This is a genomic window from Campylobacter sp. CFSAN093241 (genome assembly GCF_012889595.1).
GTDB lineage: Bacteria > Campylobacterota > Campylobacteria > Campylobacterales > Campylobacteraceae > Campylobacter_D > Campylobacter_D jejuni.
Genome location: NZ_CP040612.1, coordinates 194,231 through 214,288, shown reverse-complemented (window position 1 = coordinate 214,288; position 20,058 = coordinate 194,231). Strand labels below are relative to the sequence as shown.

Sequence of the window (20,058 nt, the reverse complement as noted above, 5' to 3'; positions counted from 1 at the left end):
TTAACCCACCAAAGTGCCTATACCTTCATCGGTAAAAAACTCAAGCAACAAAGAATGTTTCACACGCCCATCTAAAATATGTACCTTTTTGACTCCATTTTCACAAGCATCAATGCAAGATTTTAATTTTACATGCATACCACCTTCTATTTTAGGAGCTAAAATTTTAGCCTGTTCAAGGCTGATTTTAGAAATTAAAGAATTTTTATCATTAAAATCCTCATAAAGCCCTGCAGTATCAGTTAAAAAAGCAAGTTTTTCAGCCCTTAAAGCCTTAGCGATCGCACAAGCTGCGTCATCAGCGTTGATATTATAAGTATTAAAATTCTCATCCATGCCAATAGGAGCAATGATAGGTAAAAAATCTTTTTCCAAAAGCTCTTCTAAAATTTTCGAATTTACCTTTTGTATCGTGCCAACAAAAGCTAAATTTTCATCTTTTTTCACACATTCTAAAAGCGCGCCATCTTTACCACAAAGCCCTATGGCTTTAACTCCTAAATTTTGCAAACTATGGACTAAATTTTTATTGATATGATTTAAAACCATGCTGGCTACTTCAATAGTGGCTTTATCACTAACCCTAAGACCGTTTTTAAACTCACTCTTTACGCCTAATTTTTCACACATAGCAGAAATATCTTTTCCCCCACCATGTACAATAATAGGCTTTAAACCCACGAGTTTTAAAAGAGCTATATCTTGCATCACACAATGCTTTAGCTCTTCATTTTCCATAGCTGATCCGCCGTATTTTATAAGTATAATCTTAGAATTAAATTTGCGTATATAAGGCAAAGCTTCGATTAAGACATTAGCTTTTTCTAAATATTTTTGCATGATCATTCCTTAAGCATTAAAGCTAGTTTGATTATACTCATTTAAAGAAAGATCGTAATAATTCGCATCCTCTCTTAAAGTAAAACCATAATGTTTCCAAAACTCATTGCCTAAATCATTGTTTTTAAAAGCGATTAAGGCGATTTTATTAATCTTTTGAGCTTTTAAAGCCTCAAGACAAAATTTTGCCATCTCGTGCGCTATGCCCTTTTTTCTATGATCTTTATGTACACATACATGATAAAATCCTCCTGTGCGTCCATCATGCCCGCAAAGTATACTTCCTACAATTTCTTCATCAATCACTGCTACAACGCTAAGATTTGGGTTTCTATCTAAAAAATTTTCTATATTTTCTTTGCTATCATCAATGCTTCTTATCCCAAAGCCTTTTATCTCACACCAAAGCTTATAAACGGCTTCATAATCGCTTTTTTGCATAGCTCGTATTAACATTTTTATCCTTTACAAATTTGCAAAGAATTTAAGTCCTTCATCTTCATCAAAATCAAACATTAAATTCATATTTTGAACAGCTTGTCCTGCTGCACCTTTGATTAAATTATCAATAGCACCAAGCACAATAACACGCTTTGTGCGTTGATCTACACTAAAATTTATATCCGCAAAATTGCTTGATTTAACCCACCGAGTCTGCGGAAGCGACTGCGGCGGTAAAAGCCTTATGAATTTATTGTTTTGATAGTATTTTGTATAAATATCGCGTATATCTTGTTCTTGCAAGTCCTCTTTTAAATTTGCATAAGCACTGATTAAAATTCCTCTTTGCATAGGCACAAGATGAGGGGTAAATTGTAGAGTGATTTTCTCTTTGGCCGCATAGCTTAAATGCTCTTCAATTTCAGGAGTATGGCGATGCAAAGCTAAATTATAAGCTTTGATATTTTCATTAACTTCACAAAAAAGATTTTCCACCTTTGCACTTCTTCCTGCTCCACTTACTCCACTTTTTGCATCAATAATAACTGAGCTAAAATCAATGATCTTTTCTTTAAAAAGCGGATAAAGACTTAAGATAGAACAAGTGGTATAACAACCTGGATTTGCCACTAAACTTGCTTTTTTTATCTCTTCTTTATAAAGCTCACAAAGTCCATAAACCGCATTTTGCAAAAGCTCTTGATTAGGATGAGTGAATTTATACCAAAGCTCATAATCTTTAGGATTTTTAAGACGAAAATCCGCACTTAAATCAATGATTTTCATCTTTTTTAATAAATTCTCATTTAAAAGTTTAGCACTAAATTTATGCGGAGTAGCCAAAAACAAAAGATCAAGTTCAAGTTCATCTAAATTTTTATTTTCAAAACATAAATTTAAAGGGGTGTTAGGATAAAGATCTTGATAATTTTGCCCCACGCTAGAACTCGAACCCAAATAAGAAATTTCAACCTTGGGATGATTAAGCAAAATGCGAACAAGTTCATTTCCCGCATAACCACTCGCTCCTAAAATCCCAACTTTTATTTTCATCTTTATCCTTTAAATGTAAAAGCAAGTATTATAAACAAAAAAGCTTAAAATAAAAATACAATTTTTAAATTATTTTTTATTTAAAAACTATATCTTAAATTAGCATTTGCACTCCAATCTACATTTAAATCGCCAAAAAATGTCTTTTCAAATTCAAAATTAAAGCGTGTTTTATCGTTAAGCTTATAATCATTTCCTAAATTTATAAACATTCTTTGATCTTTTTTCCTTCATATCTTCTCTGACTTGCTTGATCCTCTAAAATTTGATCTCCTGCTTTAATCGGATCCGCATACAAACCAAGTCCTGTTCTAAAATTTAAATTTTAATTTTGACTTCCTATGAAAAATGCTGTTTTTACGACTAAAGGAATATAAGAAAATCGTTTTAAACTAGCAATATCTCCTTTTAGATCCATAGCTCCTACATAACCACTGATAAATTCCAAATCGGCTCAAGATAAAATTTATCATAAGCTTTTCTATAACCTAACTCAGCACTTAAGATAATATTATGCGAACCATCATTATCATCTAATCTACCTTGATTTCCTGGAATAAAATTTGCATTTATTTCATTTTGATAATAAATATATCTAAAACAAAATCACTATAAAAACCTTACTCCACTGTAAAGCTCGAAATTCGAATACTCGTTTAATTTATCATGTCCGCTTTGAATTTCAAAGTATTTTCCACTATTATACTCATCACTCGTACCCCATCCAAAAGTTCTTAACCATACACCACTTTCATAAGGATTATTGCGTAATTCCCCCATTCTTTTATGCATATTATTCCACTCCTATCATGGAGCCTAAAATAGCTTGAGCAAGTATAGATTTAGTTTTTACAATAGCTTGAGTATTATCATTAGTAAAAAAATATTCATCTTTAATCTTAGAATCAATTTTTTCTAAATTCCACTCTGGGCAAAATTTTCCTCATTATGAGAAAAAACAACATTTGGGGTATACGTACTAAAACCTTGCTCACATTTGGCATAGTAAAAAATTCCTTTGTTAAATGTTTATTTTCATCTTTTAAATGAGCTAGTAAGATATTTAAACCCGCTTTTTACTAGGATTATTAAGAAAAATTAATACTAAAGTATTATTTACTCCTTGTGTGCTTTCCTTAGAATTAATATAATCTGATTTAGAATTTTCAAAATCCGCATTGATTTTAAATATTGTATTATTTGCACTTAATTTTTTTGCATCAACTTTCCTATAAATAGCACTTTTTTTCTACTTGAAGATTGCTCATTTATATATGAGACTCAAGCAAAGAATCTTTAATCGCAAGATTTTTTTTGCGTATCATTGATACCTTTGATATTACCACTAAAAAATGTGTTTTGCAAAGTAACATCAGAATGATCAAGATTTAAATTTACACTAAAATAAACCTTTTCTATCTTAGCATTTTGGGTATTTTAAAGCTTTTGCTCAAAAGCCATTTCTTTGCCAACTCCTGTTTATACAACATCTCCATAAGAATAATCATCAGTCTTATCAATAATATTTTCCCCATCTTTTTCATCGATCCACAAATTTTTACTTCCAAGCTCTATTTTGGAATTTTTAGCATTAAGGTTTTCTACTTTTAAGCTTACATTACGCCCTAAATAAAACTCGCTTTTTTTCTAAATTAAGCTCTTTTAAAACAAAAACCCTATCTTCCCAATCTTCTTGTGTAAAACTTACAGGCTTAGTTAAAGCACTTAAACCATGTTCTTGAAGTTTTTTAGCTTGTTCTTTGCTTACATAAGCGTGTATTCTAGCATGTCCTTGAAAATTTAACTTGGCATTTTCTGTCCTAAAAACACCTTCTTTATTGTAAATATTACCATCAAAAATCAAAGCTTTGTCTGTATTGGCACTCATTGTTACAGCTTCATCTGAAAAGATATTGCCATGATAAAGATAATCTTGCTTGTTTTCTAAATTTAAATGTATTCCTGATTAAGAACTTGTGATAAAAACATTATTAGAGTCAGTTTTAATTTGATCAAAATTTAATGTTAAGCCTGATAAATCCAAAGTTCTGCCATTCATATAAATTTCGCTAAAACTTAAACCTTCACCCTCAAGACTTACCTTGGTCCTCACCCATTCTAAGTCCTGTATCCACACTTTGACTTTTGACAACAAGCTCTCCTTCACCCATTTTATTAAAGAAAATCATCTTTTTTGATTTTAACATTATATTCTACCTTGAACCCTTATCAGCATAAATTCCGCCATGTATAAGCCATTTATCGCCTGTTATTTGCCAATTTGAATTTTTATCAAATTTAAAACACTAGCGCCTAAATCCACATCGCTATTTAAATTTATACTTCCATTTTGAGAAAAATACAAATCCTTGCTATTTTGCATTTCTTCAATTCTCTTATCACAATTATTTTATCATCAAAAGAATTTTTATAGCTTACATAACCCACATTAGTCTTAGAAATCAAACTTACATTTTCTATTTTTTTACCATCTTTCATCAAACCATCGCTACTAAGTGTATAAGTTCCAGATCCTATGACTACTTTATGAGCATTTTAAAATTCATTGATCTTTGCTTGATTGATCAAAGCATAATCAACCTGCAAACAAGTATATCCATAGTAAAATGGACATTACAATTACTCGTACTTACTACACCTACTAAATACCATTTTTTATCCATCTTATCATAAACATAAACTCTACTTCCAGAATCCCCGGATATTGAAGAACTTGTAAAAGGATTTCTTTTATCATTGGTATAATTAAGAAATTGCAACTTAAAACGCTTATCTTCAGTATTTTTAGGAGTTAAACCGACAAAACCTCCTAAATTGATTTCATTAGAATCAAAAATCTTAATGGGTACTTTATTTGTATCTTCAAAACCTAAAGCTACAATACCACTTCCCTCTCTTGCAAAGTACTCATAACCCGAACTATCAAAAAGCTTGCCTTTACCTTTTGAATAATCACATTTTCCACTTTGACAACTATCCCAAAATGGATCCTTGTATTCATAAATATCTCCACCATCGCCAGAATTTTTTCAATAAGATTTAAATCTTTACTCAAATTTGCACTTTTATTGAGACTAATCTTACTCATTTTTAAAACAGCAAAATCCACATTTTCTTTTTTATAAGTAAAATTATCACTTGAGCTTACGATTCTATTTGCTACCCCTCCAAAGTGTAAAACACTACCTTGTTTCACATAGTCTTTATTTACTTCCCAGTATTTAAACTTGTACTCATATGAGAAGCGCTGACTATATAAGATTGTCCTATATTGGTAAATTCTCCTTGGAATTTTCCTCCACGATTTGAAGTAGAAAAATCAATCATAGGCACATTAAAAGAGATATTTTGACTAGGATTTTTTGCTAAAATTTAAAAGCCAATTTGACCTACTTGAAATTTGCCTTTATTACTGGCAAAATCAAGATATTCTTGAAAATAACTTTGGATCAATAGCTGAAGCAAAAAGATAGTTAGAAAAACCAAATGCCATTAATGTACAAAAAGATAATTTTAGTTTCATAAATCCCTCCTCATTTTTAAGTGCAATTTTAGCACGAAAAACTAATTTTTAACTAAAATATAAAGTTGCTCATGAAGATGGATATTGCGATTTTTAAGATTGCGAGAAGCTCTAAAAGTATTATATTTTTGCTCTAAAATCCGGCATTTTCCAAGAGTGCTTAAGCGCTTTAAAAAAATTTCTTTTTTTACAAAACCTTCACAATTATAAGAAAGTAAAATCACTCTTGCTTTTAAATCATTAATAAGTTCAAATAAAGCATCTTGGGCAAATTTTGACTTATTAAAAGTACTGCGGTTCCAATCCTTTGGAATGCCACTGATTTTAGAAATTTCTTCAGGTTTTTTATAATTTGCAATTAAATTTAGCATAAAATAATTAGAACTATAAGGGTGCTGATTATAAGGGGGGTCAAGATACACTACATCAAAAAAATCAAGTTCTTTTGCAAGCATGTTTGCATCCTTTTGCATCACTTCAAATTCACAAGAAAAATTTGAAAAAATAGGCATTTTAAGCTCTATTTCTCCTTTAATGCGTTTAAGTGCATTTTGTCCTTCGCCACCAAATTTTCCGATGCCATCCTTACCCTTATAAAAACCTTTAAAAACTCCGCTAGTATTTGAATGAACACTGGCTTCATAAATCAAAGGAGCTATAAAGAAATGCCTCAATTCTTTTGGAATTTCATTTTCGATTTTTTGCCTTATAGTATCAAGATATAAAGCATTTTTAAAAGTATAAAAAACCCTTTCATTTTTTTTAATATCATCATCATCTTTTGGAGCATAAAGCTCACTGATAAAACCTTTTTGAAAATCTAAATTTTGGATTAAATTTTTATAATACTTTTTTATATTTTGAAGTAAATCTTTGTCTTTATTAGCAAGATAACACTCATTGATGAGTTTTGAATAATCTTCTAAATCATTGGCTAAAATATAATTTGAGTGTGCTTTTGCAAAACGACTTACAACACCTGAGCCACTAAATATATCACAAAAACTAAATTTATCTTTACCAAGTTCTTTTTTAGCTACCTTAAAGCCATTATTTAAAAAACTTAAAAGTGCTCTTTTATTTCCAAGATAAGTTATAATTTGCTCTTTTAAAAAAGAAGGATTTTCTTTCAAAATTTAAAACCTTTAAAAGCTTTATCCACAAAAGTGGATTAAGCTTTTTTTGGAGTTACAAGCATATTTACATAACGACCTTCAAAATTTGGCTCTTTGTCACGATTAGCTTCATTTTCTATCATAGTCCAAATTTTTTCAAGCAAAGCTACACCTGCTTCAGGAGTTGCCATTTCACGTCCTTTTAAGAACACACGAAATCTCACATGCTTACCTTGTTCTAAAAATTCTAAAGCATGTTTTACCTTGTAATTAATATCATTTTGAGCAATTTTTACAGAAAGTTTGATTTCTTTTATATCAATCACTTTTTGTTTTTTCTTTGCTTCTTTTTGTTTTTTCTCTTGTTGATAACGGAATTTACCATAGTCCATGATCTTGCAAACAGGTGGCTTAGCATCTGCAGCTATCATTACAAGATCAAGTCCTAAACGATTTGCAATTTCTAAAGCTTCATCACTACTGATAATACCATAAACTTTGCCATCATCGCCAACACATCTGATTTCATCCGCTCTTATTTCTTCATTGAGCAATACTTCTTTTTCTTTACTCAAAAGTGTACCTCACTCATTTTCTCCTTAACTAATTTAATAAATTCGTCCAAGCTAAGATTTTTTTGTTCTTTAGCTCTTCTATCTCTTAAAGCAACGCTACGCTTTGCCACCTCATCATCGCCTAAAACTAAAATCATAGGTAATTTTTGCTTTTCAGCGATACGAATTTTTTTACTTAAGCTCTCATTTTTTTCATACACCTCGCTATCGATATTAAGCTCTAATAATTCTTTTTGAATTTCTTTTGCGTAAGCAATATGTGCTTCGCCTATTGGCACTATACCCACCGCAGTTGGTGCGATAAAAAATGGAAACTCACCCGCACAATGCTCGGTTAAAATTCCTATAAATCTTTCAAAAGAACCTAAAATCGCACGATGCAACATTACAGGTTGTTTTTTTTCATTATCACTATCAGTGTATTCAAGTTTAAAACGACTTGGCAGGTTAAAATCTACTTGTATGGTTCCGCATTGCCACTTTCTTTTTAAAGCATCGGTGATTTTAATATCAATCTTTGGCCCATAAAAAGCCCCGCCACCTTCATCAATACCGTATTTTAAACCTTGTTCATCTAAAGCTTCTTTTAAAGCCTTAGTCGCTATTTCCCAAATTTCATCATCACCTATGGCTTTTTCAGGTTTAGTTGAAATTTCCATTTCATAGCTAAAATCAAATAATTTCATCAAATTATCCACAAAAGCTAAAATTTCTAAAACCTGCTCTTTAATCTGACTTGGCATACAAAAAATATGTGCATCATCTTGAGTGAATTCTCTCACTCTAAAAAGTCCATGCAAAACGCCACTTTTTTCATGACGATGTACCACGCCGTATTCAAAAAATTTCAAAGGCAAATCACGATAACTTCTTACATCACTTTGATAAATTTTAATATGTCCCACACAGTTCATAGGCTTAATGCCATATTCTTGTTCATCAATTTGTGTAAAATACATATTTTCTTTATAGTTTGCATAATGCCCACTGATTTTCCATGCATCTGCTTTTAAAAGTTCAGGCCCACGCACAGGCTCATAACCACGTAAACGATGGATCTTATAAAGCATATGTTCAAGTTTAGATCTAAGTCTTGCACCATTACTCAACCAAATAGGAAGACCTCCTCCGATCTCATCATCAAAAGTAAAAAGCTTAAGCTCTGTTCCAAGCTTTCTATGATCGCGTTTTTTAGCTTCTTCAATAATGGTTAAATACTCTTTTAAACTTTCCTTATCTGCAAAAGCAGTTCCATAAATTCGAGTAAGCATTTCTCTTTTTTCATCGCCACCCAAATACGCTCCTGCAACACGAGTGAGTTTAAAAAAGCGTAAAAATTTCGTATTTGGCACATGAGGACCACGACACAAATCTTCAAATTCACCTTGTTTATAAATACTTACAGCTCTATCAGGAATACGCAATAAAACTTCTTGTTTTAAATCATCATTTTGAAATTTAGCCAAAGCTTCGCTTTTTGTGATTTCATATTTTGAAATTTCAATCTTTGCTTCAGCAAGTTCTTTCATCTTTTTTTCAATTTTTACCAAATCTTCTTCGCCAATCTTACTTTCCACACGAAAATCATAATAAAATCCATCTTCTATAACAGGACCAACGAAAAATTTAGCTTCAGGATACAAACTCTTAATCGCCTGTGCCATTAAATGCGCACAAGAATGACGGATTACTTCTAAACTTTCTTTAGAATTATCAAAATAAATTTCTTTTAAATTTGTATTTTTCACACTTTGAGAGTCAATTATTGTCTCATTGTCCAAATACGCAATAACTTCTTTTTCCATATTTTTAACCCTTTGTCGCTCACTTACCCTGTGAGTGTTTATAAAGTTCTAATTTTAACTTTCTAAGACTTAATTATTTTTGAAATTCAGCTTATTTTTAAAAAAATCTTAGAATAAATTTAATATTTATTTATAGCTTAAATTCACTTCCAGCATTTAAAATCCCACTATAATACAAATAAAAGAAAACAAATCCTAAAATAATACGATAAATTCCAAAAGGGATAAAGTCGAATTTAGAAATAAATTTTAAGAAAAATTTTATAACTAAAACTGCAACAATAAAAGCAGTGATAAAACCTATGCCTAAAGGAATTAAAGAATTTGCATTGCCAAGAAGCTCAGGCTCTTTATAAATGCTATAAGCTGTAGCGATAATCATCGTTGGAATGGCAAGCAAAAAACTAAACTCAGCCGCAACTTTTCTATTAAATTCTAGCAAAAGTCCACCAATAATACTTGCTCCACTTCTTGAAGTACCAGGAATCATGGCTAAAGATTGAAAAATACCTATGCAAAAAGCTTGTTTAAAACTTATTTCTTCTAAAGAATTGATACGATATTGTTTATTTTTATGTGCAAGTTCTATAAGAATAAACACAACACCGCCAAAAATGAGCATTCCAACCACAACCCAACCATTAAATAAAGCATTTAAGTATTTTGCCACAAAAAGCCCTATAACTCCGGTAGGAAAAAATCCAACTGCAAGTTTTAACCAAATATCAAGCCCTTGAAACAATTTACGCCAAAATACAAAAATGACCGCCAAAATAGAACCAAGCTGGATGATAATCAAAAAGCTTTTCCAAAACTCATCTATATCGATACCTAAAATAGTCGTACCTAAAATCATATGTCCTGTTGAAGAAATAGGTAAAAACTCAGTCAGACCTTCTATAATTCCAAGTATTAAAGCATATAAATTTTCCATTTTAATCCTTGAATGATAATTGCAAAAGAAAAATTATATCAGAATGGATTAAATGGGGTTTTAACCCCAAAAATTAAGCATCTTTTTTAACAATACGCTTAATGAAATATAATACAACTCCCACAAAAAAGATAAGTGCGAAAAGCTCGCTATCATGAAAATTTGCTAAATTTAAAGCTAAAGGATTTTCACTACCACCCATACTTACTGAAAATACAGTAATTCCTGCGATAATTACCCCAAAAATACTTTCACCCACTATAAGCCCTGAAGCAAAAAGCGTGCCTCTTTGCTCACAACTTGCAAGTTTTTCTTCTTTATGAGAATTTTTTGCATATTTTTTAGTCAAGTGTTGCATTACAATATATTTTAAAATTCCGCCTATAACTAAAGGTATATTTACAGCAGGGGGAAGGTAAATACCTATTCCAACGGCTAAAGGCGGCAAAGACATTTTCTGTGTTCCTTTTAAAATTTTATCTATAATAATCATTAAAATTCCTACAAATACACCAAAAGCCATATAACCCCACTCTATATTGTGATGAAAAATTCCTTGGGCGATAGTGCTCATTAAATTTGCTTGCGGTGCTGCTAAAGCTGATGAAGCATCCATACCTTCTCTTGGCATTGCTCCGACAAAACCATAGGCTTGATAAAGCAAATTTAAAACAGGAACTATAGCCAAAGCACCAAAAACACAGCCTACAAGTAAAGCAACTTGTTGTTTCCAAGGAGTAGCTCCGACTAAATGTCCTGTCTTTAAATCTTGTAAATTATCATTCGAAATAGCAGCTGTAGCTAAAATAACACTAGTAGTAAAAATAGCTAATGCTACTGCAAATTTAGAAAGCATAGGATCTTGAAAAAGTTCCACACCTAAAACCAAAAAAACAATAGAAGAAATAATAACACCAATAAGTCCGATTCCAGAAATAGGACTAGAAGAAGATCCTACAAGTCCTGCCATATATCCGCAAGCTGCTGCAACAAAAAAACCTATTAAAACAGAAACTAAAGTTCCAACAAATGAAAATAGCATTTGATAATAAATACTTAAGTTAGCATCTTCAACAAAACTATAAAAAGTAATAAATAAACCCACAACCATTAAAACAAAAAGTATAAAAATACTTTTTAAAGAAAGGTCTATATTTGTTCTTTCATTTTTTTCTTGATTAGTAATTTTAACATTTTTAACAATTTCTTTAATACCCTCAATAACGGGTTTTAAAAGTTCTATTAAAGTCCAAAGCGCTGCTATAGCAATAGCTCCTGTTCCTATAAGCCTTACTTTAGAACTCCATACACTAGAAGCTAAATCTACGGCATTTTTTGTACTATCGAATTCAAAATTTGAAAGATAGGGAGTAAAAATACCCCAAGCTAAAAACATACCTACAAAAAGAGCTATAGCACCTGCTAAACCAACTAAATAACCTGCCCCTAAAAGTGCCAAAGAATATCCCATAGAAAAACCAAAAGCCATTTTATTCCAAATAAAAGCAAAATTACTCTCACTTGCAGCGAGTTTAAAACCATTGCTTAACAAACTAAAAATAGCAGCTATAAAAGAGCCTAATGCTATTTCTTTAATGCCTTGTTTTCCTTTTTTACTACTCTGATCTTTATTGGCTACTTTTAAAATTTCAGCTGCGGCTCTACCTTCAGGATAAGCAAGCTTGCTTTCAACCACCATAGTCCTTCTTAATGGTATAGTAAAAAGCACTCCAAGTCCGCCACCACAAAGACATATCATAAAAGTTTGCCAAAGTGGAAATTCACTCCAATACCCACACATAAAAAGCCCTGGGATAACAAAAATAACTGATGATAAAGTTCCTGCTGCTGAAGCTTGAGTTTGAACCATATTATTTTCTAAAATATTTGAAGTCTTAAAAAGACTCAAAACCGCCATGGAGATGACCACAGCTGGAATTGATGATGAAAAAGTAAGTCCCACTTTTAACCCCAAATATACATTTGAAGCTGTAAAAATAATAGTTAAAATACTTCCCAAAATCAAACCCCTTAAGGTAAGTTCTGGTAAATTTTGTTTTTTGTACATCATTTCTCCGTTTTAAAATTTACTTTCAACTTAAAAAATATTCTTATAAGTTTAAATTTATAATTTTTCTCTAAAGCAAAATAAAATAATACAAAAAAACGCTTATATTTTTATAAATTTTTGACTCAAAAATATCATAAAACAATGAACCAATCATTGAAAAATCAAAAGTTCTTTTATTTTAATTATATTATCCCAACTACCTCAGCAAAAATCAAGCAAATAATACTTATACCCCATATATAAAAAAAGCTTCTTTTGATATGATCTTTAATATTAACCTCTGCTAAACCACAACCTAGCAAAGTTGCAGGCACAACAGGAGAAATAAATGTCGCACAATTTCTTGCTATCACCATGATAATAGCTATAGTCAAAGGTTCAGCGCCAAAAGCCTTAGTTACACTCAAAACTATAGGCATCACTCCATAAAAATAAGAATCTGTACAAAAAATAATTGCCATTGGAACAGCCAATATCCCTACCATCAAAGGAATATAAGCGCCTAAATAATCTGGAACAAAATTTAAAATCAAAACACCCATTTTCTCCATAATACCACTTTTATCAAATACGCCTATTAATATCCCAGCACCAATTAAAGTAATATACATAAGCATTGCACCAGCACTTGCACGATCTAAAACTTTTTTAGCTGTTTTTAAATTAGGATAATTAAGCGGTAAAATTATTGCAAGTCCTATCATAAAGCAAATATAACTAGGAATAATACCGCTAATTAAAAGCCCAATAACTCCAATAGCTACAAGTAAATTTAACCAAAACCATTTTTCATTATGGTGTTCGCTTTTTTCTATATTTAAATTTATTCCAGACAAGTTACCTGCGCCTGCACCTCTTTTTATTTCTATCTTAGCAATCCAAATTGCCAAAAGAAGGGATAATACCAAACCTACAATCTGAATAGGTATAATATGGTGCCAAAGCAAATTTGCATCCATTCCTATATTAGTAGCCGCTCTTAAAGTAGGACCACCCCAAGGAATAACATTCATAACCCCCATAGCCGAAGTAATAATCAATAACATTGAAGTCTTTCTTATACCTAAACGCTCATAAATAGGTAATAATGCAGGTATTACAATAAGAAAAGTAGAAGCACCTGAACCATCTAAATGCACAGCAGCAGCAATAAAAACAGTAAGAATGCAAACTTGATATACATTAGCTTTCATTTTTGATAAAAATGCATTTAAAATTTTAGTAAAAAAACCACTTGCATTTAAAACACTAAAAAAGAGTATAGAAAAAACAAACAAAGCTGCCGTATCCGTTACGCTTTTGACTCCATCTTTAATAAAAACAACCAATGTTTTAATATCAAAAACACCTCCTTTAACCCCTAAAGCTACACCCACGCCAAAACCAAGCCGTTCAAGAATAAGTAAAATACAAGCTACACTAATACTTACACTTATAAAAGCTAATGCTGGAGTAGTATAATCTTTTAGCAAAAGCCAAACTATCAATCCTAACGAGAAAAAACCCAATAAAGCTAAAAAAATTTCCATATCCTATCCTTTTGTATCATTTTTATTCGATAATAAAATAGGATATTTTAACTCCAACTTATATGTGTTTAAATTTATAGCTTTTTAAAAAAATATATTTTCTAATGTAACCATTATAAACAAGAATAAAAAAATAATTTTGAATTATTTTGCTATAATTATGAATATTTTAATTTATACTATCAAAAGAAAAAAATGAAATTTTTTAAACTTTCTTTCTTGGCTTTAGTTGCCTTTTTTTAGTGGCTTGAGGTTCTTCAAATCCTGAAGATTTAGCTAAAAATTTTACAAAAGATCTTTACAGTGGTGATACTAAATCTGTTATGAGTTACATTGATCTTAGCGAAGCTAAAAGCGATGAAGAAAAAACATTTGTTAGTGATAAAATCACTCAAGTTGTTGCTGAAAATGCAGCCAAAGCAAAAAGAATGGGTGGTGTTAAAGATATTCAAATTGAAGAAAAAACAATCAATAAAGATTCTGCTAAAATCAGAGTTTTAGTGTTATTTAACAATGATAATAATCAAAGCAGCAATGTTTTTCTTGCTAAAAAGATAGAAAATGGCTTGTTTTACTTAAATAAAATTTTATATTTTTTCTTAATTTTATTTTTATTGATTGGAATTTTGGGTTTCTTTATAAATTCCAATCCTTCAAATCAAATCATCAAAAAACCCTATCTACCTTTTCTTGAAATAGGTGATCTTGTCTTTCGTGCAGGAATAGGAAGTGAAAGTTTTTTAATAGAAAATTTAAGTCAAAGCCCTTATTCTCATATCGCTATGGTAGTTAAAACTTCTCCAACTATACTCATACATGCTACAACAGATGATGACAAAAATGCTAAAAACCAAGTTATCTTAAGCTCTATGGATGATTTTTTAAAACTGAGTCATAAAATTGCTATTAAAAGATTAAAATTTGATGAAAAAACCAAACAAAAAATAGTTGCTAAAGCTTTGGAACATTTAGGCAGAAAATTTATCATAAGTACAGATAAAGATGCTTTTTACTGCACTACTTTTTTAGAACAATCTATTAACTCCATTACCCCATTTCATCTTCAATATACTCTAATCAAAGCTCCTTTTAATGAAGGTTTATATCTTTTTCCACAAACTTTTTTTGAAAATAATCAAAGCGTATTAATTTATGAAAGTCAAAATTTTTAATTTCACATTCACTTCACTTAAAAATTTTATAATGTCATCACTTTACATTAAGGAGAAATAATTATGAAAAAAAGTATTTTATTCGCATCAGCACTTTTAGCTAGCTCAATGCTTTTTGCAGATAGTCTAAAACTTGAAGGTACTATTGCACAAATTTATGATAACAACAAAACCTTGCTTATTGACTCTATTTATGGCAGACAAATGGCTATAAAAGTTCTACCAAATACCGAAATAGAAATGGATGATTGTGGTATTTTTGGAACAGATAAAGATGGAACTTTTAAAGATTTACAGGTTGGAAATTTTTTAGAAAGTAAAATTTCTTATGGAACACCTGCTACACCAAATACTCAGGCTATTCCAGTAGCTAGAAAAATTGAAATTCAATGTTATAAAAAAGCTTATTAATATAAATCCCTTAACAAGGGATTTATAAAAATCATTCTTCGGCAAACTACTTCATTACTCTTAAATAAAAATTTAAACTCTTTTTTAACAAGCAATTTATAAAATAACACTTATATTTTCATCTAAGGCAAATAATGAAAAAATGGATTTTTATTGTTTTTTGTTTTATATTAGGTTTTATTATTCATATATTTTATATAGGATACACTAACGAACTTTTATTTAATAAATTTATTAAAAATAGCAATCCTGATTATACAATTACAGATATTTACTTCAAAAAAGGTTTTTTAACCTCTAAAGGAAGTTTTACTTTAAATCACTCTCATACACAGCTTTCAACCAAAATCAACCTTAAATTTAATAATTATTTTTTCTTAAATAAAATTATAAAAGGAAATTTTACAAATCCTTTTGATTTTTTAGATGAAGTGTTAAAAAACAATAAATTAGGAACTTTTACTCTCAAATTACACGATAATAACTCTAAAATATTTCTAAATATTAAAGATATAAATTTAAGCAATGAAGGCGGAGATACCATCATAAACGGCGGATATATTGAAGTTTTAATGAATAAAAATTTAGAAATTAAAAACATGAAAATACATTTTGATATGATTAATTTTTCTCAATTTTATACTAAATTTGTATTACAAAATTTAAATTACGAACAATTTTTTAACAATCCTGTACAATTTTATGAGTTAAATTTATTTAGCGATAGCCAACAAGAGATCAACTTTGATTATCTTGTGCTAGATAACAATAAAATCAATTCTTTTTACAGCAAAAACCAAGTAAATTTTAATGAAGAAAATTCAGCAGTAAACTTAAACATACAAGGAAAATCCAATGAAATTGATCTTAAATCTTTATTGGGTCAGAATTTGAATTTTGACAAAACAAAATTTAATATAACCATAAACAAATTTTTTAATTCAAATTTCAATATCTCTCATTTTATTCAAAAAAATCTTGATCTAAAAATACAAAATTTAATCCTTGAAAAAAATAAACAAAATATCAGTTTACAAGGCAATTTAAATATTAACAACTCTTATCAAGCAAAATTACAAGTTATCAGTTCAGACGAGCCTGATGAAATTTTTCCTTGGACAAAGGATTATGGAGGTTTAAATCAATATTTTTTAAAAGAAAATAATAACTTTTTTCTAAATTTATCTTATGATAGCTTGGCCAATCCTCAACTAAAAATTAATGGTAGTGAATTTTCAAATATGGATTTAAATTAATGAGCCTAGCTTTGACCTTTCGCCCTGAAAATTTTGATGATATTTTAGGACAATATGAGCTTATAGAAATTTTCAAAAAATTTACTGCTTTACAAAAACTTCCTCATAGTATTTTTTTTGGAACAGCAGGTTCTGGAAAAACAACTTTTGCTAGAGTTGTAGCAAAAGAATTTGGCTTAGATTTTTATGAATTTGATGGAGGAAATTTTAAACTCGAAGAACTAAGAAAAATTTTAGATAATTATAAAAATAGTCTTTATAAGCCTTTAATTTTTATTGATGAAATTCACCGCCTTAGCAAAACCCAACAAGAAATGCTTTTAATTCCTATGGAAAATTACCGTTTAATTTTAATTGGTGCAAGCACTGAAAATCCCTATTTTGTTTTAAGTTCTGGTATAAGAAGTCGTTCCATGCTTTTTGAATTTAAATCTTTAGGGGCAAAGGAACTTGAAACTTTACTCTTACGCGTACAGGAAAAAATGAAATTTAGTATTGATAAAGAAGCTAAAGATTTTCTACTTAAAAGTGCTGATGCAAGAGCTATGCTAAATTTGCTTGAATTTGTCTTGGTTTTAGATGAAAAACATATCAGTCTTGAAAATCTTAAAAAACTTCGCAACACCATAAATAGTGAAGGTGTTAGCTCAAAAGATACACATTATATTTTAGCAAGTGCAATGATAAAAAGTTTACGCGGAAGTGACGTTGATGCAGCTATTTATTATCTTGCAAGACTTATTGATGCAGGAGAAAGTGCGGATTTTATCGCTAGGCGTTTGGTGATTTTTTCAAGTGAAGATGTCGGAAATGCCGATCCAAATGCTTTAAATTTAGCAGTTTCGACTCTAGATGCTGTTAAAAATATAGGTTATCCTGAAGCAAGAATTATCCTAGCCCAATGCGTAGTTTATTTAGCAAGCACAATCAAATCCAATGCAAGCTACAAAGCTATCAATGAAGCTTTAAACTATGTAAAAAATAATGAAGCTTTAGAAATACCTAATTATCTTAACAACAATCATCAAGAAAAACAAAACTATCTTTATCCACATGATTTTGGTGGCTGGGTAGAGCAAAAATATCTTAGTAAAAATTTAAAATTTTATCATAGCAAGGGCTTAGGAGAAGAAGCAAAATTGTTAGATAATTTATATAAATTAAAAAACCATAAAGCTTAATTTTATTATTTAAAATTTACAAAATAAATGCTAAAATCAATATTTTATTTTCAAGGAAAAAGATGATTAAAATAGGAATTTATGGCGCTAAAGGACGAATGGGAAAACAGATTGAAGAATGTTTAAAAAGCGAAACACAAGCACGAATTTCGATACTTTATGATAAGGGTGGAAATTTAGGAGAGCTTTTTGAAAAAAGCGATGTGATTATTGATTTTTCTTCCCCAAGTGGAACTCATGAGCTTTTAAATTATGCAAGAACTATGCCTAAACCTTTGGTAATAGGTACAACAGGGCTTGATGAGAAAATTTTACATTTGATGCAAAGTGCTAGTGAAGTGATGCCGATTTTTTATGCGACCAATATGTCTTTAGGTGTTGCGGTTTTAAACTATCTTGCTAGTAAAGCCAGTCAAATGCTAAGAAATTTTGATATAGAAATTTTAGAAATGCATCATCGCCATAAAAAAGATGCCCCAAGTGGTACAGCTATGACTTTAGCTCAAAGTGTAGCAAAAGCTAGAAATTTAGAACTTGAAAAAGTAAGAGTAAGTGGAAGAGATGGCATTATAGGTGAAAGAAGTAAAGATGAGATTGCCGTGATGAGTTTAAGGGGTGGCGATATAGTAGGACGCCATACGGTAGGTTTTTACGAAGATGGTGAGTTTTTAGAACTTAATCATACCGCTACTTCAAGGGCGACTTTTGCTAAAGGTGCGATTAAAATCGCTATTTGGCTTAGCAAGCAAGAAGCAAAAATGTATTCAATCAATGATTTTTTAGGAATTTAAAATGTGTGCAGTTGTAGGAGTTATCAATTCAAAAAATGCTAGCACTTATGCGTATTATGCGCTTTTTGCTATGCAACACCGTGGGCAAGAAGCAAGTGGCATTAGTGTGAGTAATGGTAAAAATATTAAGACTATTAAAGCTAAAGGTGAAGTGAGTCAAATTTTTAATCCTGATAATCTAAAAACTTTAGAAGGTGAAATCGCTATAGGGCATAATCGCTATTCTACAGCAGGAAATTCAAGTTTAAATGACGCTCAGCCCATAGCAGCTACTTCGGTTTTAGGTGATATTGCTTTAGCGCATAATGGAAATTTAGTCAATAAAGAAGAGGTAAGATCAAGACTTATTCAAGATGGGGCTATTTTTCAAACCAATATGGATACAGAAAATGTTGTCCATCTTATCGCAAGAAGTAAGCAAGAAAGTCTAAAAGATAGATTTATTGAGAGTTTAAAAGAATGTATAGGAGCTTATTGTTTTGTTTTAGCAAGCAAAGATAAACTTTATGTTGTAAGAGATCCTCATGGGGTGCGTCCTTTGTCTTTAGGGCGTTTAAAAGATGGAGGCTATATAGTTGCTAGTGAAACTTGTGCTTTTGATCTTATAGAGGCTGAATTTATTCGTGATGTTAAACCAGGGGAAATGCTTATTTTTACTCAGGGAAATGATAAATTTGAAAGCATAGAACTTTTTTCTCAAACTCCTAGAATTTGCGCTTTTGAATACATTTATTTTGCTAGACCTGATAGTATAGTAGAAGGCAAAAGCGTGTATGAAGTGCGTAAAAAAATGGGCGAAGCTTTAGCTAAAAAATTTGCTTATAAAGCAGACTTTGTCGTGCCTGTGCCAGATAGTGGAGTAAGTGCAGCTATAGGTTTTGCGCAATATTTACAAATCCCTCTTGAAATGGCAATAGTAAGAAATCATTATGTAGGAAGAACTTTTATAGAACCAACTCAAGAGCTTAGAAATTTAAAAGTAAAATTAAAACTTAATCCTATGCGTAAAGTTTTAGAAGGCAAAGAAATCGTAGTCATTGATGATAGCTTGGTGCGTGGCACTACTTCTAAAAAAATAATTTCTTTGCTTCGTGCTGCAGGAGCGAGCAAAATCCATCTTGCCATAGCTTGTCCTGAGATCAAATTTCCTGATACTTATGGCATAGATACTCCAACTTTTGAAGAACTTATCAGTGCAAATAAAAATGCTGAAGAAGTGCGTGAATATGTAGAAGCTGATACGCTAAGTTTTTTAAGCATAGAAGAGCTAACTCAAAGCATAGGCGATGAAAGGAAATATTCTTTAATCAGTTTTGATGGAGATTATTTTATTAAATAAT

The 20,058-nt window shown here is 30.4% G+C and carries 15 protein-coding genes and 2 pseudogenes; 7 read left to right on the top strand and 10 right to left on the bottom strand.

Going from position 1 to position 20,058, the window contains the following annotated elements:
* The 10 genes and pseudogenes from argB to FBE96_RS01010 all read right to left on the bottom strand — a co-directional run bounded on the left by argB (position 1) and on the right by FBE96_RS01010 (position 13,907).
* Positions 1-846 (bottom strand): acetylglutamate kinase, encoded by an 846-nt coding sequence (argB, locus tag FBE96_RS01085; protein WP_002864194.1) that lies wholly within the window; start codon positions 844-846, stop codon positions 1-3.
* 3 nt (positions 847-849) lie between these two features.
* Positions 850-1,296 (bottom strand): N-acetyltransferase, encoded by a 447-nt coding sequence (locus tag FBE96_RS01080; RefSeq protein ID WP_002851934.1) that lies wholly within the window; start codon positions 1,294-1,296, stop codon positions 850-852.
* A 9-nt stretch (positions 1,297-1,305) separates the two neighbouring features.
* A complete protein-coding gene (gene argC, locus FBE96_RS01075; RefSeq protein ID WP_002851634.1) occupies positions 1,306-2,334 on the bottom strand; it encodes an N-acetyl-gamma-glutamyl-phosphate reductase in 1,029 nt (342 codons plus the stop codon).
* Positions 2,335-2,414: 80 nt separating this feature from the next.
* A pseudogene (locus FBE96_RS08515) lies at positions 2,415-5,878 on the bottom strand (S6 family peptidase).
* A gap of 41 nt (positions 5,879-5,919) precedes the next feature.
* Positions 5,920-7,011: a DNA adenine methylase gene (locus tag FBE96_RS01035; protein WP_002857221.1), complete on the bottom strand. Its 1,092-nt coding sequence runs from the start codon at positions 7,009-7,011 to the stop codon at positions 5,920-5,922.
* Between the two features lie 38 nt (positions 7,012-7,049).
* Positions 7,050-7,568, bottom strand: coding sequence for a translation initiation factor IF-3 (gene infC / locus FBE96_RS01030; protein ID WP_002851726.1), 519 nt, complete (start codon positions 7,566-7,568; stop codon positions 7,050-7,052).
* Positions 7,565-9,373 carry a threonine--tRNA ligase gene (thrS, locus tag FBE96_RS01025; protein ID WP_002858701.1) on the bottom strand — a complete coding sequence of 603 codons (1,809 nt, stop codon included), beginning with the start codon at positions 9,371-9,373 and terminating at the stop codon, positions 7,565-7,567. The genes infC and thrS overlap by 4 nt, the downstream gene beginning before the upstream one ends.
* A 130-nt stretch (positions 9,374-9,503) precedes the next feature.
* Positions 9,504-10,307 carry an undecaprenyl-diphosphate phosphatase gene (locus tag FBE96_RS01020; RefSeq protein WP_002836742.1) on the bottom strand — a complete coding sequence of 268 codons (804 nt, stop codon included), beginning with the start codon at positions 10,305-10,307 and terminating at the stop codon, positions 9,504-9,506.
* 73 nt (positions 10,308-10,380) lie between these two features.
* Positions 10,381-12,378: an oligopeptide transporter, OPT family gene (locus FBE96_RS01015; RefSeq protein ID WP_010891845.1), complete on the bottom strand. Its 1,998-nt coding sequence runs from the start codon at positions 12,376-12,378 to the stop codon at positions 10,381-10,383.
* Positions 12,379-12,560: 182 nt separating this feature from the next.
* Positions 12,561-13,907, bottom strand: coding sequence for an SLC13 family permease (locus FBE96_RS01010; protein WP_002871847.1), 1,347 nt, complete (start codon positions 13,905-13,907; stop codon positions 12,561-12,563).
* A 242-nt stretch (positions 13,908-14,149) separates the two neighbouring features.
* On the opposite strand from FBE96_RS01010, the pseudogene FBE96_RS01005 reads away from it, so the two are divergent.
* The 7 genes and pseudogenes from FBE96_RS01005 to purF all read left to right on the top strand — a co-directional run bounded on the left by FBE96_RS01005 (position 14,150) and on the right by purF (position 20,057).
* Positions 14,150-14,490, top strand: a pseudogene (locus tag FBE96_RS01005) (DUF4878 domain-containing protein).
* Positions 14,474-15,079 carry a YiiX/YebB-like N1pC/P60 family cysteine hydrolase gene (locus tag FBE96_RS01000; RefSeq protein WP_002868212.1) on the top strand — a complete coding sequence of 202 codons (606 nt, stop codon included), beginning with the start codon at positions 14,474-14,476 and terminating at the stop codon, positions 15,077-15,079. The pseudogene FBE96_RS01005 and the gene FBE96_RS01000 overlap by 17 nt, the downstream one beginning before the upstream one ends.
* 63 nt (positions 15,080-15,142) lie before the next feature.
* Positions 15,143-15,490, top strand: a complete 348-nt coding sequence (locus FBE96_RS00995) for a hypothetical protein (protein ID WP_002905799.1) — start codon at positions 15,143-15,145, stop codon at positions 15,488-15,490.
* A 134-nt stretch (positions 15,491-15,624) separates the two neighbouring features.
* Positions 15,625-16,746: a hypothetical protein gene (locus FBE96_RS00990; RefSeq protein WP_002851609.1), complete on the top strand. Its 1,122-nt coding sequence runs from the start codon at positions 15,625-15,627 to the stop codon at positions 16,744-16,746.
* A complete protein-coding gene (locus tag FBE96_RS00985) occupies positions 16,746-17,927 on the top strand; it encodes an AAA family ATPase (protein WP_002868214.1) in 1,182 nt (393 codons plus the stop codon). Before FBE96_RS00990 ends, FBE96_RS00985 begins: the two co-directional genes overlap by 1 nt.
* Positions 17,928-17,989: 62 nt before the next feature.
* A complete protein-coding gene (gene dapB, locus FBE96_RS00980) occupies positions 17,990-18,718 on the top strand; it encodes a 4-hydroxy-tetrahydrodipicolinate reductase (protein WP_002851754.1) in 729 nt (242 codons plus the stop codon).
* A 1-nt stretch (position 18,719) separates the two neighbouring features.
* Positions 18,720-20,057 carry an amidophosphoribosyltransferase gene (gene purF / locus FBE96_RS00975; protein WP_002851896.1) on the top strand — a complete coding sequence of 446 codons (1,338 nt, stop codon included), beginning with the start codon at positions 18,720-18,722 and terminating at the stop codon, positions 20,055-20,057.
* Position 20,058 lies beyond the last annotated feature (1 nt).

Coding starts and splice junctions, on each gene's coding strand:
- argB (WP_002864194.1), bottom strand. CDS start 846: ATGATCATGCAAAAATATTTAGAAAAAGCTAATGTCTTAATCGAAGCT.
- FBE96_RS01080 (WP_002851934.1), bottom strand. CDS start 1,296: ATGTTAATACGAGCTATGCAAAAAAGCGATTATGAAGCCGTTTATAAG.
- argC (WP_002851634.1), bottom strand. CDS start 2,334: ATGAAAATAAAAGTTGGGATTTTAGGAGCGAGTGGTTATGCGGGAAAT.
- thrS (WP_002858701.1), bottom strand. CDS start 9,373: ATGGAAAAAGAAGTTATTGCGTATTTGGACAATGAGACAATAATTGAC.
- FBE96_RS01020 (WP_002836742.1), bottom strand. CDS start 10,307: ATGGAAAATTTATATGCTTTAATACTTGGAATTATAGAAGGTCTGACT.
- FBE96_RS01015 (WP_010891845.1), bottom strand. CDS start 12,378: ATGATGTACAAAAAACAAAATTTACCAGAACTTACCTTAAGGGGTTTG.
- FBE96_RS01010 (WP_002871847.1), bottom strand. CDS start 13,907: ATGGAAATTTTTTTAGCTTTATTGGGTTTTTTCTCGTTAGGATTGATA.
- FBE96_RS00995 (WP_002905799.1), top strand. CDS start 15,143: ATGAAAAAAAGTATTTTATTCGCATCAGCACTTTTAGCTAGCTCAATG.
- FBE96_RS00990 (WP_002851609.1), top strand. CDS start 15,625: ATGAAAAAATGGATTTTTATTGTTTTTTGTTTTATATTAGGTTTTATT.
- FBE96_RS00985 (WP_002868214.1), top strand. CDS start 16,746: ATGAGCCTAGCTTTGACCTTTCGCCCTGAAAATTTTGATGATATTTTA.
- dapB (WP_002851754.1), top strand. CDS start 17,990: ATGATTAAAATAGGAATTTATGGCGCTAAAGGACGAATGGGAAAACAG.
- purF (WP_002851896.1), top strand. CDS start 18,720: ATGTGTGCAGTTGTAGGAGTTATCAATTCAAAAAATGCTAGCACTTAT.